Here is a 16600-nt window from a genome sequence, read left to right as displayed (position 1 = left end):
GCAATGGACACGCTCCAGATCAATGAGCTGATAGAGCGTTATACGGCGGCGATGGTGGAGGCCATCCTGGGACAAAATCTGTGGTCAGGTGCGGTCAGCCTGAACACCCCCGAGGACTTGAGTCAGTATCTGATGTTAGACACTCAGGACAGCGCTCAACTGCAAGCCACCTTGACTTCCTCCACGGTGCGTTGCTTGCAGCAGCATATCCAGTCGGTTTACAGCGGTATGGAGCCGGGTTACGAAAGCAGCCATTTTGACGACGAAGACTTGCAGTACTGGTACCAGTTTCTGAGTCACTACAGCACATGGTCGGCCAATGTGCTGCTCAAGGATCAGGCGGAAAACTACATTGTCCCGTCACTTCGCCTGAAAAAAACCACATTGTTCCGGGCCCTGGAAAACAGCTTGAATCAGATGCGCCTGAGTACCGATTCGGTGCAAAGGGGATTGATGGAGTACACGCAGAGCTTCCAGCGTCTCTGTGATCTCGATGTACTCAGCGGCTATATCGATGGGCAGAACGTACAGGATGCAAGTTATTACCTGATCGGACAGGAGCGGACAGCGCCGTTTGCCTATTATTTGCGCAGTGTCAAAGTCGAGCTGGATAACAACAGCAGAAAAATCAATCCGGCTGCCTGGGGGGAATGGCAGAAGATCGATATCGCCACCACTGGCACCGTGGTGGATATCCGCTGTGTGAACTGGCTGGGCCTGCCGGTCATGGTCTGGTGTGAATGGCGTGAACGCCTGATTGATAACAACGGCGTAGTGCAGACCCCCTGGTCACTGGAGATCAAAGTCGCCTTCAGCTCCCTAAACGGCCAGTGGTCGGCTCCGCTGTCCTTGCATCAGCGTGAGAGCGAGTACGACGTTTCCAATGGACGGTTGACCGTTGTGTCACTGGGCGATGGCGATCCACGAGATGACCGGTTGGCGGTCTGTTATACCAACCGTCACGGTCTGGATGGGCAGGCCTCGTTCCATGAGATAGAAATTCATGAAACCCGCGATGCGTTGTTCCGCAAGGTGCCCGATGACACCGCAACCTTGCTGGAGATGACCTTCGGGCGCTTCGCAAATGCTGCCAGTCTGCAGCAAAAGGTGGTACCTGCGGAGTATTCGACGGTCACCATCACCAGCTCCGTGGTGACGCCGGGGTCAATTAACGCGAATTTGTTTCTGGACGCCATCTACACACGCGAACGGGCACCGGATAGCAAATTCTATGAAGTGCTCAGAGTTCGAGGCCGTTGCAATGCAGTGAAAGAAGAAGGGCGGATGCTCGAGCGGTTGTCGATCAGTTGGCGCGCGGTGACCACCGATACGTCCTTTGACATCAGGATTATCGAGGCCGGCGAGCGGCAACTGCGGATCACATTGACCACCCGCCAAAAGCCGGCTCAGATCCATGCCGTGCAGTTGGCGAAAGGGGAAAGCAAGGAAACCATCCATTCTTTCGCCGTCGATGATTTCAAGGAAACATCGACCGGCGACGGTATTTGGGTGGCAGAAGCCGTGTCTTCCCTTGGCAACGATTTGTTAGTGATTCTGCTGGCAAGAACCCGGGACGAGGTTCGGGCCGGCGCCGGTTTCTCCATCACCGGCCTGAGTGATGCGGTATTGAACGAACAGAATCAGGTAGTGCCGAGGATTCTGTATGCACCTGTCGTCTTCAAGCTTGAATACGCTGCGCGGACTGTGGTTGACCCGGCGGACTGGAGCTCGACCGGCGTACTTGATGGCCAGTACGCAACCCCTTGGCTGACCTATCGCCGTCAAACCTCTTCAAATATCGAAAACTTTCCCATTGGAGATCCAATCGAATTTACTTTCGGTGAGGCGGACGAGGGTAAAAAAGGATATGGGCGCAACTCGTTCGAGGTTTTGCTGACGGAACGGCCACGGTTATACCCAACCCCGTCCATCGACAAGAGCAGCGCTGAGGGCGCGCAGTTTCTGAGCTTCAACAGTAATCAGACACTCAAGTTCTCACGGGTGAACTCCACGTTCGGCCCCGTATTGACCAGCCGCGCGGCGGTCTCGGTGGATGCGTTGCTGGCCTGGGACACCCAGCATGTCGACGAGCCACTCATGCCCGACGGACAGATCGAGGAAAACGGGCCATTCGATGGCTGCAATGGTTTGTACTTCTGGGAACTGTTCTTCCATACCCCGGATCTGGTGGGTTCACGCTTGTCGGCGGAGGGCCGTCATCACGAAGCCCAGGCCTGGTATGAGTACGTCTTCAACCCGTTGGCGCGCGAAATCCCCCCCCCCGAAAACCCGCAGTCCGATGATCCGGTGGTCATTGAGGCACCGGCATATTGGCGCTGCCGGCCGCTGCAGAACGAGACTATCGAGTGCTCCTATGAAAGCGCAGCGCCGTCGGATCCGGACGCGATTGGTTACTGCGCGCCGGTTCACTTCAAGATCGCGATTTTTTTGCGTTATGTGGAAAACCTGATCGAGTGGGGCGACGTTCTTTATCGTCATCTGGATTACGACAGCATGGTTAGTGCGGGGCTCAATTACAGCCGGGCCCTGACGCTGATCGGTGAAGAACCGGTCACTCGAACGGCCAGCACCTGGAAGCCCAGTAAGCTGAGCGACGTGTTGAGCAGGATCCGGGGGCGCGATCAGCTCAAGGCTTTTGAAGCCAGTCTTGATCTCAGCCTGGATGAAGTGCCTACCGCGATGCAGGCTACCCCGCGTTTCGATCTGTTGGGTTCCGGTGTGTTCCGGCCCGGGATCAACGAGCGCCCCAAAGCGTTGTGGACGCTGCTCAACACGCGATTGAACAACTTGCGCAACAATCGTTCGATCGATGGTCAGCCACTGTCGATTCCACTGTTCAAGCGAACGATGGATCCGCTGGCGCTGTTGCGTGCGCAAGCCAACGGCAATCTGGGTGCCGCGCGTAATCCGGGTGGTCAGGTGCAGGTGGTTCCCTACAAATGGCAGTCCGTGTACAACCTCGCGCTGCAAGGTGTGGAGTTCCTGATTCAGCAGGAGGATCAGCTACGGTCATGGCTGGAGTTGCGTGACCGGGGCGAACTGGACGAGCTGCAGCAAAGCCACATGATCGAACTGGCCGACTATGCCCGCTCGATCCACGAGATGACGATTGCCCAACTCGAGGCGACGGCGGCGTCGTTGAGACAAAGCGAAAGCATGGTCAAGGCCCGGGTGCAGCACTATGACCTATTGCTCCTGGAAGGAGTTTCAGCGGCTGAATATGGTGTGCTGGAAAAAAACCGGCAGGCCCGATATGTCTCCGCGGGCTCCGGGGCACTGCGGGCAACGGGGGCGGCGCTGGACCTGCTTCCCAATATCTACGGGGTGGCCAATGGCGGCATGCGTCTGGCGGCCATTCCTTACGCTTTTGCCGAGGTGGCTCAACTGACGGCGGAACTCATGATGCGCGAAGCCGAGGAGGCCAGCATCATTGAGCAACAACGGCGGCGCAAACAAGAGTGGGAGCTTGCCCGCGATCAATCCAATGCCGAGGTTAGGGTGTTGCGTGAGCAACTGCTGGCGCAGGAGCATGCGATCAGCGCCGCCAGGGCCAGCCTGCAACAGACCGAAATATCCAACAACCAGGCGAGGGCGGTGTACGCATTCTACAAAAATCGTACGACTGGCCGGGAGCTGAGTAACTGGGTCGTGGGCCAGGTGAAGACGCTGATCTACCAGGTCTACGACGTCGTTGCCGGACTGTGCCTGTGTGCCGAAACCTGCTGGCAGTACGAAATGGCCGACTACAAGCCGCGGTTTGTCCGACCGGATGTGTGGATGGATACCTATCACGGGTTCACAACCGGTCAATCGTTGAAACTGGATCTGTTGAGGATGGCTTCTGCCCGTATCAAGCGCGACGAGCATCGGCTGCAGCTGGTGAAAACGATATCGCTCAAGAACCTGGATGCGAACCGCTGGGAGAGCTTCAAAGAATCGGGAACGCTGCAGATCAAGCTGAGCGAAGAACTCTTCAATGAAGACTACCCGGGGCACTACTGCCGTCAGGTCAAGGGCTTGTCCCTGACGTTTCCCGGCCTGTTGGGACCGTACCAGAATATTTGCGCGACGCTGGTGCAAATCAGCAGTTCAACGCTGCTTGAACCGGATATCGAGGCTGTCAAATACCTGCACACTTCGACCGGCGTTGCGCCGCCAGGTTCGCTGGTGCAGAACCTGCGCCCTTACCAACAGATCGGTCTGTCTCTGGGGCTGGATGACAACGGCCTTGCCCAGTGGATGGATGACGGCCGTTACCTGCCTTTCGAAGGCACGGGCGCCCATGCCGAATATGTACTGACCCTTCCCAGGTCTGGCCAGCCTTCCCAGGAGCGCCTTCTGGATTCATTGACAGACGTCATTCTGACGCTGGTTTATCAAGCGCGGGATGGTGGGCAGTCCTTCGCCAGGGATGTTGAAGACTTGCTCAAATCCAATGCCGAAAACAATTCGCCCGACAAGGCACGCGTACCAGGCGTGCAAGGATGATGCGGTCATGAACGAACACGTTATTTATGCCAGCCATAACTTCATCGTCAACGGTGATTTTGCGAACCAGCTGGATGGCTGGATTATCAGTGACGAGCAAAAGGTCACCCGGCAAGAAGGGGTATGGGAGGGAAAAACGATCGGATTCATGAGCGCCGTGAATACGGGGACTGGCGAACAGACAATCGCCCTGGCACCGCTGCCGCGCCCGACTGCTGGCAGAGCAGTTTACGAGTTGAGATTTTTCTACGAGGCGGTTCAAGGTGCGGAGGGTACGCTGAAGATCAATCCGAGCCTGGGTGGGGAGGTGGAGCTCAGGCTTGTACCCTCGCGTGAGGCCGACGCCGAACAGACATTGAAGCCCGACCAGTTGCTGCTGGATCTCAATCTTGTCGAGTACCCGTACACACTTGCACTCGCTCCTGATGAAACCAGCGTCAAATTTACCATCATCAGTCCGGATAACGGTGGGCCGGGCCGGCCTGGTGCCGTGCGAGCCACTTTCGTGAGTGTGGAATTATGGCTGGAGCCTTTGCGGCTGGACAGCGTGATAATTGATGGCGAGCCACAGTCCCCCGAAGAAAAACTGCACTTATGCTTTGGCGCCAGTCATGCGCTGGCACTGCAACTGGCGAGCGACAGTCTGTGGTCTGGAACGAATGCGGGATTGCTGGTGAATGATGGCGTGGTGGATCCCGAGCGGATTCTCAGTGCCAACCCGTCTTTTGGGCAGGAACATTCCGTGGACGTTCCGTGGGAAATCTTCTGTGCCGATATTTTTGAAGACAAAGAGATTGAGCGCTCTTTGGCCATACGCAGCGAGTACACCGCCCAGACCTACCCGTTGAACGCGGTTTGCGGGCACTTCCAGCTCGACGTTATCCCGTTGCAGGAGGCCGACTGGTATCCAGTGATCGATCTGGATGAAAGTGTAGAGCTACGTGTGCGGGTGGTGTCCCATTACACCCAAACGCCTCTGGCCAACCGCGAGGTCACCTGGACGCTGAAAGGCCCGACTCCTGCGGACGATGTTGTGTTGCTCAGGCAATTCTCGGACGAGAACGGTGAGGCCGGCCTTACCTGGATACCGGATACCGCAGGCGACTGGCTAATCGATGCCTCTGTAGACAGTCACTATAAAAAGGAAGATGCCCGGTATGCGTTCGCGGTGCGTGCGTTGAAGGAGGATCCATGGTTGAGCGCAAAATTTGCCTTGGATGGCTCACCGCGTGAGTGGGCTTGGGGACACGAAACGGGATATCCCTGCCGCGGCGCGACCCATGAGGTGACGCTGGCCTTTGCGGAGGGGCACGCATTGGCCGAAACCGAACTGGCATTGCATTGGGACAGGAATGACACTCCGGGCGATCTGGGTATGACGTTCACGCCGGATCTTGACGACCTCAACCCGGTCGAAGGGCGGGGGCATAAGTGGGAGGTGGTGTGTGGCAACCAGGGAGACAGTCTTTTCGGGCTCAGTGTCAGTTGTTCGAAGCTGTTGCGGCACTCGCCTTTGCAAGAGCTGGTCCTGGCCCATAACTGGTTGGTCATCGGTGAGGTGAAGCCTCCGTCGAGGTTTCCTTCAGTGGGCGGTGCCGATCTGCGGCTGGAAGTTCAGATACTGTCACAGGTTTTCGGCATGGGGGGCGTATCAGGTATTGAGGTTCAGTGGCGTGTTGGCTCAGGCCCTGAAGAAACCTTGCTCACCGGTGATGATGGTTGGTGTGTATACCTGTTTAGTCCGAGCGAGGAGGGGAATTTTACAGTGACGGCCAGAGTGGCCAGCCCTCATGATGAGCAGTATCACGAGCATGTATTCGAGATCACTGTTTTGGCTGAGGATCCCTGGAGCAGGCTGGTCACGGTGACGCTCAATGGTCTGCGCGAAGAAAGGGTCGGACTTCTATGTTTTCGTAATACCGCGCCTGTGGATCTGCTGATCATGCCGGGTGACGATACGCTTCTGGACGAAGATATTTACCTGGCGCTGACGAATGAAGAAAACCTGGATCTGAAATTTCATATCGAGCCTTCTCCGTCGACCCCTCGGAAGTTGACCCGCAGCGGCCTGACCTGGAAGGTCAGTTCAACCTCCGCCATCAGTGCATCTTTTCAGTTGCATGTGTGCCATGACGAGTTGGCGCCCTATGAATTGCAGGGGCGACTTCTCTCGCCAACGCTTGAAGGAGAGGGTGAGCTCGAGTTTGACGAAAAGCCTATCGAAGGCATCATCACGCATCCCTGTCTGGGTGGGACGCACACGTTAAAGTTTAATCCCCGTTTCGGCAGCCTGTTGATCGGACTTGATATCGTTGCGAAATGGGTGGATGAGTCAAATCGTGATCTCAACGTGAAACTTGTGCCGGATCATGCAGTGGCTCTCCCAAGTGGTGGCCTGGAATGGATGCTCGATGCTCGCGACAGCGCTGAGGGCGGAACGTTGGCACTGGCGCTGGAGCTCTCTCAACCCGGTTACACGTTCCCTGCACTGCCTATGGTATTGGCGCACAACCGTATGGAGATCACCGATCTGCGTGGGCTCACGTTCGATCCGATTGTGGGCCAAACCTTTTTTCTGGAGGTCAAGAGTCAGTCGTACTATACCCAGCGCTCAGTACCGGGACTCGAAGTGAGCTTCGCACACGAGGGCACTTCAACACTCATTCCGACATCGGAAAATGGTTGGGCTCGCTGTGCTATTACCGCCACTCGGCCGGGTGATCAGCCAGTGCGTGCCGAGCTAACAAGCCCCTACGATGGCCCTGTTGGTCCCTCATTTACATTTGATGTCAAGGTTCTGGCCGCCGCCGAGGCGTCGGATTCGTCCACGGTGTCGCCGTCCACACCGCTCACGCACGAGGGGGGAGAGGTGTCTGATGAGCAGAAGTCGGTACTCAGTGGACTCGAGATCGAGAAGGTGCGTGAGTCCTCATGTGATCCGGTGGTGGGCGAAAGCGTCCGGCTGGGCCTCAAGGTTGTATCGTCGGGCACACGACGGGCAGCGTCCGGTGTGGAGGTGACGTTCGTTGCCGAGCAGAAAACCATCCAAGTGATGACGGATGCTCAGGGGTGGGCGTATTTCTCCTACCGTCCGGAAAACTCAGGGGAGGTTTCGGTAGTTGCTACGGTTGAGCACGTCGAAAATAGTGCCGAGGCGCCGCCGTCCCATACTTTCCGTATCAAGTCCCTGGCCGCAGATCCCTGGGCCGATGCCCTGATTCAGTTGGGCACCGATGGGGCGAATTCGGTCTGGGGGCAAGCAACGCTGTTTCCGCGGACCCCGCAGGTGCATGTCATCAGGTTATCGGTCGGCAATGCCAGCAGTCATCTGCTCAATCGCGATATAAGCCTCGGGCTGAAGGGCTACTCCTCCGCCCGGGACGTGGGATTGACCGTTGTGCCAGCGTTGGGTGTGCCTCGGCAATTGACCAGTGCCGGCCTGGAATGGCAATGCACCGGTACCATCGGCGGTGCCTATAACGTTGTACTGGAGGCTTCTCGTCTACTCAACCAATCGCCTCTCAATCTGAATTCGCTGGGGCCTGTACCGCCTGCGGGTTTGGCCGAGAGTTAGAGGGCGGCGGCTTTTTTCCAGCTCAGGTATTGCGTCACCAACCCGGCTCCCAACTCCCCGGGTCGAGCTTCCAGCACCGCAACACCATGGGCAATCAAGTGCTCATGGCGTTGCACGCTGGCATTCAGATAGTCCACCACGCTGCAATAGGCCAGCGCTTCGTCCAGTGTTTCTACCGGGCATTGGCGTATTTCATCGAGCACGGTTTCCCGAAGGCTGGCCACCAACACCCGGTGTCGAACACTCAGGCGTTTGACGGCGTTCAACAGGTTATCATCGTCTTCGTCGCGCAGATGGGTGATCAGTATCACCAGTGCCCTGCGTTTTTGTTTCGCCAGTATCTGATTGGCCGCTGCCTGGTAGTCGGCGGTCCGTTGTGTGCTGTCGAGATCGTAAACGCTGTTGAGCAATACGTTGAGATAACCGGTGCCTTTGACCGGCGCCAGGTATCGCGGCCGATCGCTGGCGAAGGTGCTAAGGCCCACTGCGTCACCCTGGCGCAGCGCCACATGACTGAGCAGCAGGCAGGCATTGAGCGCATGGTCGAAGTGCGACAGTTCATCGTCCTGACTGCGCATGCTCCGGCCACAGTCGAGCATGAAAATAATCTGCTGATCGCGTTCGTCCTCGTACTCGCGGGCAATCGGTGTGCGCTGGCGTGCCGTGGCTTTCCAGTCGATCTGGCGCAGGCTGTCGCCTTCTCTGAATTCTCGCAGTTGGTGAAACTCCAGACCCAGACCGCGTCGCTGTCGTTGACGTACCCCGAGTTGGCTGAGTCGATTATCCACCGCCAGCAACTGCCCACCGTAGAGCTTTGCAAAGTCCGGGTAGACGCGAATGTCGCCGGGTACGTCGAGCAGGCGTTTGCCTGACCACAGACCCAGCGGGCTGGGCAGGTTGACTTCGCAATGCGCGAAGGTGAAGTGACCGCGACTGAGCGGGCGCAAGCGGTAGCCGACCTCGCTGAACTGGCCGGGTTGCAGCGCGACCGACAGCGGCAGGTTTTCGAAACTCAACCCCTGTGGCACATGATCAAACATCTCCAGCGTTAGCGGCTCGCTGAAGACGTGACTGACCTGCAGCCGTACCTCGCTCCAACGGCCGAGTGCCAGGCTGCCGGGCATTTGCCGCTGCACTCGGGGCGAGGGCATGCGCCGCAGGCGAACGGCGTCGAGCAACGCCAGCACCAGCAGGGCCAGCAGCAAACCCCAGTTGATCGCCGGCAGGCTGGCGGGCGTCTGGATGTCGAGTGCCTGCACGGTGCCCAGCAGCGTGCCAACGGCGAGCAGAATGGCCAGCCAGATCAGCAGCAGGCGTGATGGTTTCATGGCGCTGCACCGGGCTGTTTACTGAAAAGATCGCAGCCTGCGGCAGCTTCTACATAGAGCGCGATCCCCTGTAGGCGCTGCCGAAGGCTGCGATCTTTTGATTTTTCCTGAATTCTCATAGGCGCGGCGCCGGCACTTGGTCGAGCAGTTGCTGCAGCACCTGGTCCACCTGCAGACCTTCGATGTCCAGCTCCGGCGCCACCCGCACCCGATGACGCAACACCGAGAGCGCGCAGCCCTTGATGTCATCGGGGATCACGAATTCGCCGCCACGCAGCAACGCCCGGGCGCGGGCGCAACGCACCAGGGCGATGGAGGCACGCGGCCCGGCGCCGAGGGTCAGTCCCGGCCAGGTGCGGGTGCTGCGCGCCAGGCGCACGGCGTAATCGAGCACCTGATCGTCCAGCGGCAGGTCACTGGCGATGCGTTGCAAGGCCTGCACATCCTTGGCTTGCAGGACCGTGCGCAGCGGCTGCACATCGAGCATGTCGGCGCGGGTCGAGCGGCTGACCTGACGCACCATGTGCAGCTCCTGCTCGGCATCCGGGTAGTCCATGCGCACCTTGAGCATGAAGCGGTCGAGTTCGGCTTCCGGCAGCGGATAAGTGCCTTCCTGTTCGATCGGGTTTTGCGTGGCGAGCACCATGAATGGCTGGGCGATGGGCAGCGCCCGGCCTTCGAGGGTGACTTGGCGTTCCTGCATCGCTTCGAGCAGCGCCGCCTGGGTCTTCGCCGGTGCGCGGTTGATCTCGTCGGCCAGCAGCAGGTTGGTGAACAGCGGCCCCTTGCGCAGCTTGAACTGCTCGGTGTGCAGGTCGTACACCGCGTGGCCGGTGACGTCGCTGGGCATCAGGTCCGGGGTGAACTGGATGCGCGCGAACTCGCCGCCGAAGCACCGCGCCAGCGCCCGCACCAGCAAGGTCTTGCCCAGTCCGGGTACGCCTTCGAGCAGCACGTGGCCACCGGCAATCAACGCGGTCAGCACGTCGTCGATCACGCCGTTCTGGCCGATCAGGGCCTTCTGCAATTCGCCGCGCACCGCTTGCGCCAGCTGGCTGGCACGCTGGCGTTGCTGGGCGGCGTGGCTGGCGCTGCCGGGCTCGATCTGTTCACTCATAGCGTGTTCCTCAAGGTTTGCAGGTGGGCCACCTGGCGGCTGAAATCAGCGCTGCTCATGCGCTGTTTCGGCACCGGGCTCAGGGCCTGGCTGATGGCGCGGGTCGGCTGTCGGGTCAGGCGCGACAGCACCAGCCATTGCTCGGCCACGTTCAATTGGTCGAAGCCGGGATGGCGGCGTCGGGCGCGGCGCAGTACGTCCTGTTGCAGGGCTTGCAACAGTGTGTGCTGGCCGTTGTGGCGCAGGATGAAATCGGCACTGGCGCGCAGGTGTTCCTGCAACTGGCGGCGAGCCTGTGGGGCGGGCGCGAGCAGTGGCCCATGGCGCGCACCGACGTGCCACAAGCCCAGGCCGATCAGCGCGAGCAGAGCAACGATGGCTTGTGGGAAATAGCGCCAGAGCAGGGTCGGCAGGCCGTCGTGTGCCGTGTTGAAAAGCAGCGTGACGTCAGTGTCGGCGCTCAGGTACCAGAGCAGCCAGGCGTTGTCGTGTTTGCTGATGGCGGGGGTCTTCCACAACTCGGCATCGGTGACCACGGTAATCGAGCCGAGGCCGTAGGCCAGTTGCATCATATGCGTGGCCTTGGCGCTGTTGGCCCAGGCTTGCGCGAGATTCTTCGGGTCATCCAGATGAAACGCGGTGTCGAAACCGGCGTAGGCGGGAGCGTCCTCGTCCTCCAGGTACAGCTTGGTCAGGTTCGGGTACGGGTCATCGGCCAGTTCTGCCGGCGGCTCCTTGAGATTCTTGCTCAGGGACTGGTGCAGTTGCACTCGGTCCAGCAACAGGTCATCGCTCTGTCCGGCCTGTTTATCCCACAGCGCTTCGGCGACGAACACCAGGCGTCCGCCGGCGCGTGCCCAGTTCAGCACCTGATCGACCTGGCGCGGGGGCATCCGCGAGCGCTCGCTGAACAACAGCAGGGTGTGCCGACGCGGATCGATGTCGGGCAGCACCGCCAGCGTTTCGGCATGGCCGACCTTGAGGCCGCGCTCGCGCAGGAACATTTCCGCCGCCAGATAGGGATTGGCCTGGGCCTGGGGCGAAGGGCCGTGATCGATCACTTCCTGATAGGGCCTGGCCTTGAGGTACAGATAGAAGCTCAACGCTGCGAGCAGGGCGACAATCAGCCCGCCGATCAGCCACACGTTGCGCCGGTTCAAACGCGTACTCCCGGGCCGAACAGGGCACGCCAGCCGTTACACAGTTCCTGTTGCAGATGCGCCGCCGGCACACGATGCCCGTACGCCATGTTCTGCCAGTGCAGCGTCAGGGTGCGGCTGAAACTCAGCAGTTCCGGGCGCTGCAACTGCTCGACCCGCAGCAGCACCTGATGCTCGGTGTCGGCAGGTTTCAAGGTCAGGTCGAAGTCATGCAGCAGGCGGCTGAGCAAGCCGCGATAGAGCAGGCCCAGCGCGGCGCGTGGCTGGCTGTGCCAGAGTTGTTCGGCACTGGCGGCGATGTCATCGGGCAGGGTTTGCGGGTCCAGATCCAGGCCGAATGCTTGCTGCGGTACGGGTGGCCTGACGCGGGCGGGCAGCTTCGCCCGGCGACTGACGAAGGTGCGCAGGAACTCGCGGTAGCGCCAGATCAGCCAGCCGATAGCGGCGATCAATGCCCCCCACAACAGCACTTCAATCAGGGTGCCCAGCGCATTGAAGCGTTGACTGTCGAGCCAGCCGAGCAGGGTCTTCAACCACTGCGGCGCCTCACCGGGCCTGGCCTCGGCGGGGGTGGCCGGGTCGTCGCCAAAGCGATAACGGGTCACGCTTTCCTTGTTCTTGAACGGTGGTTGTTCCAGCAACGCCTTGATGCTGTCGTGCGCGGCCTGGCTGGTCAGCGGTTGGTGCAGCAGGCGTGGCGCCTGCGGCGCGCTGGCGGGATCGGCCGCGGCCCATACGGGTGGCACTGCTGGTAACAAAAGGCAGACGGCCAGCAGCAAACCCAAAGTGCTGCTGTTCAGACGCTGGCGCAAACGGCGAAACACCAGCTCGATGTCCCACGCTTCCAGGGTGGTGCGCCGGTTCAGATACAGGCTGAAACCGCAGGCGACATACACCGGCTCCCAGATCACCAGCACCAGCGCATAAAAGGTATTGGTCAGGTGCTCCAGCCAGCGCCAAGGGTGATCGGCGTCGAGGATCAACGATTGCCAGTCCCAGTCGGTTTCGATCGGCTGCGGCAGCAGCATGTAGAACAGTACCATCAGGCCGATCCACAGCGCGGTCTCCAGGTGCATGCCGATGATCGTCAGCCATTGTGCGGCGCCGGCATTGCGTTGCAACAACACCTGCAGACGTTGCTGGCGGGCCGCACCGTCGAGGCCTTCAAGCTGCAACACCGGCAGCAGAAAACTGCGGCTCAGGCTCAGGCGGCGCCAGGTCAGGCTGGCCAGCAGTTGCGGTTTGAGCAACCGAGGAAATTCGCCCAGGGCCTGTTTCAGAGTCGGTGTTTCGCCGAACAGGGCCTTGGACAGGATGTACAGTGGCAGGCGTTCGTAAGCCGGTTTCAGCCACCAGAAAATGAACACCGCCAGCGACGGCGAATCCCACAGCAACAACGTCAGCAAGGCGAACAGCGGCAGGGTGACGATGGCCCAACTGGTCATCAGCAGACGCCGGTGCTGCTGACTCATGAGGACGCCCAGGTCCATGGCTTCCCAGGTGCTGCGCGGGCGGATGGCTACGGTGGCGTCACTCAGGCGCATGGCGTGTCCTTCCGGCAAACAGCAAGTACGCCGCCACCGCCGCCCACAGCGCCGCGCCGACCAGATATTTGGTCAGCGGGGTGACGCTGGTTTTTGATGACCAGTACGCCTCGACGAAAGCGGCGATCAACAGCAACAGTATGACCCCGCACACCAGCAGGACGCTCTTGCGCGCGGCTTCCACCAGTGCCTCGCCACGCGTCAGACGCCCCGGTGCGACCACTGCCCAGCCCAGTTTGAGGCCTGCCGCTCCAGCCAGGGCAATGGCAGTCAGTTCAAAAGCGCCGTGGCCGATCACGAACGACCAGAACGTCTGACCAAACCCGATCTCGGTCAGGTGTCCGGCCACCGCTCCGATGACCAAGCCGTTGTAGAACAGGAAAAACGCACTGCCCACCCCCAGCAGCAAGCCACTGGCGAAGGTCTGGAAAGCGATGCCGATATTGTGCATCACGTAGTATCCGAACATCACCCAGTCTTCACTGGCGGCGCGTTCGGCCGAGCGCCCGAGGTGCCCGGCCACCGGATCGTACAGGCTCTGCATCTCGCGCACCTGTTCGGCGGGGATCAGGTTGTAGATCAGCTCGGGATAGGCATATACCAACAGCGCAAAACCGATCAGGCTGCCGAAAAACAGCAGGCCGGCAGCCAGCACGAATGGCCATTCGGCGCGCACCAGTCGGGGGAAGTCGGCGAGGATGAAACCCAGCAGGTTGGCGCCGAAACGACTGCGGTGCCGATACAGCTGCTGATGGCCGCGCAACACCTGTTGCTGCAGCGAGTCGATCAGAAAACTGCTGTAGCCGCGCTCCTGCGCCAGCGCCAGATGCTGGCACACGCGCCGGTAAGCCTTGGGGAAACTGGCCACCTGAGAAGTGTCCTTGCCGTGTTCGAGGCGCTCGAGGGCCAGCGTGTAACGCTCCCATTCGGCCTTGTGGCGGGCTTCGAAAAGACTCTGTTTCATGTCGGACCCAACAAGCCGCGGGCGATGCCGTTGAGTTCGCTGACCGCTTTGGGCGCCGGGATGTGCAGCGGCTGGGCCAGCAGGGCCGCCAGCTCATTGACCCGCGCGGGTGACAGTTCAGCCTGGCGCTCGGCGAAGGCAAGCAGCGCGCGTTGTTCGCTGAGATTGAGCGGCACGGGCGCGCTGCGCGGCTGGGCGTCGGGTAATTGCGGGCGGAGCAGGGCGCGTTCGCTGTAGACCACCAGGGTGCCGGCGGCAATGTCGCCCAGGCGCTTGAAGGTCGGGTGTTGCAGGCAACTGATGGCGCCAAGGAAGTAGCCGAACGGCAGCAGATCGACAAAGCGCAACAGGTTGCGCAGCAGCGAGGCCGACCAGCCGATGGGTGTGCCGTTATCGTGGATCACCCGCAGCCCCATCCATTGCTTGCCCGGCGAACGGCCCTGATGCAGCACTTCGAACAGCACCATGTACCACCAGCTGACGGCAAACAGCAGCAGCGACCCCAGGCCCATGCCGAGCTTGCCGAGAAACGCCAGTGCCAGGAACAGCACGCCGAGGAGGGCGCCGCGAATGCCCAGGTCGATGCCGAAGGCCAGGGTGCGCACCATCAGACCGGCCGGGCGCAACGGCAGGTCGATGCCTTCCGGGGTTTCCACTTGATAGCGGGTATCGAGTGGCGGGTTCAGCGGTGCTTTCCGTGGCGCTGCTGTGTTCTCGAGCATGGGCTACCTGATGGGGCCGGATCGGGATGCGAAGTCTGTCCGATGCTAGCAGCCTCTTGGGGGAAAACGACATAACTATGTATTGCACATCGTGTGGCGCACGGTGGTTGAATGACAGAGCGCTGGCCGCGATGGCGGTTCAACGCCTAGACTTCGCCGATCTTCAGTTCAGGAACCGCCCGTGACTTCAATCTTTTGGTACGACTACGAAACCACCGGCATCAATCCCCGCAACGATCGTCCGCTGCAGGTGGCCGGGATTCGCACCGATCACGATCTCAATGAAATCGACGAACCGGTCAACCTCTACTGCCAGCCCAGCGAAGACATCCTGCCGCATCCCGCTGCGTGTGCAATTACCGGCATCACCCCGAGCCGTCTCGCCGAGCAGGGTCTGAGCGAAGCCGACTTCATGACCCGGGTGCACACGCAACTGGCAGCGCCGGGCACCTGCGGCGCGGGTTACAACACCCTGCGGTTCGACGACGAGATGACCCGCTACAGCCTCTACCGCAACTTCTTCGACCCGTACGCCCGCGAGTGGCAGGGCGGCAACAGTCGTTGGGATCTGATCGATGTGGTACGCGCCGCCTATGCGTTGCGCCCCGACGGTCTGGTCTGGCCGACCGATGACGAAGGCAAGGTCACCCTCAAACTCGAACGCCTGACGGCCGCCAACAACATCGACCATGGGCATGCCCACGAAGCCTTGTCGGATGTGCGCGCAACCATCGCCCTGGCGCGGTTGATCCGCGAGAAACAGCCGAAGTTGTATGACTGGCTGTTTCAACTGCGCAGCAAGCAGAAGGTCATGGATCAGATTCGCCTGCTGCAGCCGATGGTGCATATCTCTGGACGCTTTTCGGCGGCCCGGCATTATGTCGGTGTGGTGCTGCCATTGGCCTGGCATCCGCGTAATCGCAATGCCTTGATCGTCTGTGACCTGCACCTCGACCCGCAAGGCTTGCTGGATCTGGACGCCGATACCCTGCGTCAGCGTCTTTACACCCGCCGCGACGCGTTGGCCGAGGGTGAACTGCCGGTGCCGCTCAAGCTGATTCACATCAATCGCTGCCCGGTGGTGGCGCCGTTGTCGGTATTGCGTGCCGACGATCAGCAGCGCCTTGGGTTGGACATGGCGCTCTATCAGGCGCGTGCGCTGCGGCTAAGTGACGCACAACAAGTTTGGAAAGATAAAGTTACGGCAATGTATGCCAGCGAAGACTTCACCCCGAGTGAAGACCCGGAACAGCAGTTGTACGATGGATTTATCGGTGATCGCGATCGGCGTCTATGCGAGCAAGTGAGGACGGCGGATCCGGCGCAGTTAGCGCAAGAACACTGGCCGTTCGATGATGAACGTCTGCCTGAATTGCTCTTTCGATATCGCGCACGCAACTTTCCCGAGACGTTGAATTCTGCAGAGCAAGAGCGCTGGAGAATATTCTGCCAGCAGCGTTTGTCCGAGCCGCAAATGGGCGCACCTAATACCCTGAGATCATTTGCCGAAGCCGCGCAGCAATGGGCGCTTAGTGCTACGCCGCTACAGAATCAAGTGCTCAATGAGTGGCAGAGTTATGTCGAGGCATTGCGCAAACGTTTGAATCTTTGAAATCGAACATAGTGTCTCCATGAAAGGCCGCGCATAAAAAAACGCCAGCGTATGCTGGCGTTTTTCATGG

9 protein-coding genes are annotated in these 16600 nt (G+C 60.1%); 3 read left to right on the top strand and 6 right to left on the bottom strand.

What is annotated here, in order from left to right; all coding sequences use genetic code 11:
• Positions 1-3: 3 nt before the first annotated feature.
• Together NN484_RS15230 and NN484_RS15225 are read left to right on the top strand one after the other, a co-directional pair.
• A complete protein-coding gene (locus tag NN484_RS15230; RefSeq protein WP_274657421.1) occupies positions 4-4509 on the top strand; it encodes a Tc toxin subunit A-related protein in 4506 nt (1501 codons plus the stop codon).
• Between the two features lie 7 nt (positions 4510-4516).
• Positions 4517-8083 (top strand): hypothetical protein, encoded by a 3567-nt coding sequence (locus NN484_RS15225; RefSeq protein WP_215502726.1) that lies wholly within the window; start codon positions 4517-4519, stop codon positions 8081-8083.
• Here NN484_RS15225 and NN484_RS15220 read toward each other — a convergent pair.
• The 6 genes from NN484_RS15220 to NN484_RS15195 form a co-directional block, all read right to left on the bottom strand.
• Entirely contained in the window at positions 8080-9411 is a 1332-nt protein-coding gene (locus tag NN484_RS15220; protein WP_274657420.1) for a DUF58 domain-containing protein, read from the bottom strand. The genes NN484_RS15225 and NN484_RS15220 overlap by 4 nt on opposite strands.
• Positions 9412-9526: 115 nt before the next feature.
• Positions 9527-10528: an AAA family ATPase gene (locus tag NN484_RS15215; protein ID WP_215502728.1), complete on the bottom strand. Its 1002-nt coding sequence runs from the start codon at positions 10526-10528 to the stop codon at positions 9527-9529.
• On the bottom strand, positions 10525-11688 hold the full coding sequence (locus NN484_RS15210; RefSeq protein WP_274657419.1) for a DUF4350 domain-containing protein: 1164 nt from the start codon (positions 11686-11688) through the stop codon (positions 10525-10527). The genes NN484_RS15215 and NN484_RS15210 overlap by 4 nt, the downstream gene beginning before the upstream one ends.
• A complete protein-coding gene (locus NN484_RS15205) occupies positions 11685-13232 on the bottom strand; it encodes a DUF4129 domain-containing protein (protein WP_274657418.1) in 1548 nt (515 codons plus the stop codon). Before NN484_RS15205 ends, NN484_RS15210 begins: the two co-directional genes overlap by 4 nt.
• On the bottom strand, positions 13219-14196 hold the full coding sequence (locus tag NN484_RS15200; protein WP_274657417.1) for a stage II sporulation protein M: 978 nt from the start codon (positions 14194-14196) through the stop codon (positions 13219-13221). Before NN484_RS15200 ends, NN484_RS15205 begins: the two co-directional genes overlap by 14 nt.
• Positions 14193-14918, bottom strand: a complete 726-nt coding sequence (locus tag NN484_RS15195) for an RDD family protein (protein WP_274657416.1) — start codon at positions 14916-14918, stop codon at positions 14193-14195. The genes NN484_RS15200 and NN484_RS15195 overlap by 4 nt, the downstream gene beginning before the upstream one ends.
• A 181-nt stretch (positions 14919-15099) precedes the next feature.
• On the opposite strand from NN484_RS15195, the gene sbcB reads away from it, so the two are divergent.
• Entirely contained in the window at positions 15100-16530 is a 1431-nt protein-coding gene (gene sbcB / locus NN484_RS15190; RefSeq protein ID WP_274657415.1) for an exodeoxyribonuclease I, read from the top strand.
• Positions 16531-16600: the final 70 nt, after the last annotated feature.

Source organism: Pseudomonas serboccidentalis, from assembly GCF_028830055.1.
GTDB classification, from domain to species: Bacteria; Pseudomonadota; Gammaproteobacteria; order Pseudomonadales; family Pseudomonadaceae; genus Aquipseudomonas; species Aquipseudomonas serboccidentalis.
Note: the sequence above shows the minus strand (reverse complement) of the source record. Positions and strands in the feature narration are given on the sequence as shown.

Bases quoted from the DNA above. Each gene is read 5' to 3' on its own strand.
- NN484_RS15205 (WP_274657418.1), bottom strand. From the start codon at position 13,232: ATGCGCCTGAGTGACGCCACCGTAGCCATCCGCCCGCGCAGCACCTGG.
- NN484_RS15225 (WP_215502726.1), top strand. From the start codon at position 4,517: ATGAACGAACACGTTATTTATGCCAGCCATAACTTCATCGTCAACGGT.
- NN484_RS15230 (WP_274657421.1), top strand. From the start codon at position 4: ATGGACACGCTCCAGATCAATGAGCTGATAGAGCGTTATACGGCGGCG.
- NN484_RS15220 (WP_274657420.1), bottom strand. From the start codon at position 9,411: ATGAAACCATCACGCCTGCTGCTGATCTGGCTGGCCATTCTGCTCGCC.
- NN484_RS15200 (WP_274657417.1), bottom strand. From the start codon at position 14,196: ATGAAACAGAGTCTTTTCGAAGCCCGCCACAAGGCCGAATGGGAGCGT.
- NN484_RS15215 (WP_215502728.1), bottom strand. From the start codon at position 10,528: ATGAGTGAACAGATCGAGCCCGGCAGCGCCAGCCACGCCGCCCAGCAA.
- NN484_RS15195 (WP_274657416.1), bottom strand. From the start codon at position 14,918: ATGCTCGAGAACACAGCAGCGCCACGGAAAGCACCGCTGAACCCGCCA.